Here is a 1,262-nt window from a genome sequence, read left to right as displayed (position 1 = left end):
CATAGCCTAGACGAAAATTGCCATGAACAGCCCTGTTGTCATCGACAAGGACGCTGTATCTTCGCTCCCTCCACAAGTATCCAGTGTCGTTCAACCTCAGACGACCCTTTCGCATACAGAACAGATGTCTATTTGCAAACAGGCGATCAGGAATATGGCTCGGTAAGCCATCCTGCAGAAGGTCCGACCGTTGTCTCAGGCGCTGACAGCACAACCGGTCCAGCATTAACATTAAAACCACCTCCTGCGAAAAAACAAAGGGAGGCAGGCTCCAAAAAATACCGATGTGATCACCCCGGCTGTGAAAAATTATTTAGCTCTCAAGACTCATTGAGCACTCACAAAAGGCAATATCACACTGGAGAGCAAACCTGCCCTGAGTGCCAGAAGACCCTGCCAAACGCTCGAGCTCTGTTGGATCACAAAAGAAAAGATCACACCCCAAAGCAAAGCTGCCCTGAGTGCCAGAAGACTCTGCCAAACGAGAAAGCCCTGTCGGTTCACAAAAGTAAATATCACACAGGAGAACGAACCTGCCCTGAGTGCCAGAAGACCCTGCCAAACGTGAAAGCCCTGTCGAATCACAAAAGTCAACATCACACAGGAGAACAAATATGCCCTGAGTGCCAGAAGATCCTGCCAAGCGCGAAAGCCCTGTCGGTTCACAAAAGAAAAGATCACACAGGAGAACAAATCTGCCCTGAGTGCCAGAAGACCCTGTCAAATGCTCAAGCCCTGTCAGCTCACAGAAGTCAATATCACAGTGGAGAGCAAACCTGCCCTGAGTGCCAGAGGATCTTGTCAAACGTGAAAGCCCTGTGGAATCACAAAAGAAAATATCACACCCCGGAGCAAAGCTGTCCTGAGTGCCAGAAGATCCTGCCAAGCGTGGAAGCCCTGTCGACTCACAAAAGATATCACACCGGAGAACAAACCTGCCCTGAGTGCCAGAAAACCCTGCCAAATGCTCAAGCCTTGTCGAATCACAGAAGGCAACACCGAAAACGCAAGCTTGATGATGCAAAGTCAAGTGATTGATGTCTGCTTGTCATAGGCTCAGAAGGGAAAGGCGCTGTATACGTTTGCGCATGAGCTGAAGTGCAATGTTCACGTCCATCTGTCTCTCACCTGCGGCGGGTTAACCGATGACAAAACTCTTATCCTCTTGTCTATCCTCACTGCTCCTATCCATAGAAAACAAAGGATAGAACCATTAAAAGCCTACTCTTGCACGTATTGGTCTTTGTGCCTTTCGTTTGCCC

At 49.0% G+C, this 1,262-nt stretch carries 2 protein-coding genes; both read left to right on the top strand.

The features are described from left to right. On the top strand, positions 1–1,038 hold a 1,038-nt coding region (locus KBW69_RS23375), incomplete at its 5' end, for a C2H2-type zinc finger protein (protein WP_257282536.1). A gap of 34 nt (positions 1,039–1,072) precedes the next feature. Beyond that, positions 1,073–1,262: transposase (locus KBW69_RS24055; protein WP_373690744.1), on the top strand; the 190-nt coding region annotated here is incomplete at its 3' end.

It is taken from the genome of Endozoicomonas sp. ISHI1 (assembly GCF_024606225.1).
Lineage (GTDB): Bacteria > Pseudomonadota > Gammaproteobacteria > Pseudomonadales > Endozoicomonadaceae > Endozoicomonas_A.
Note: the sequence above shows the minus strand (reverse complement) of the source record. Positions and strands in the feature narration are given on the sequence as shown.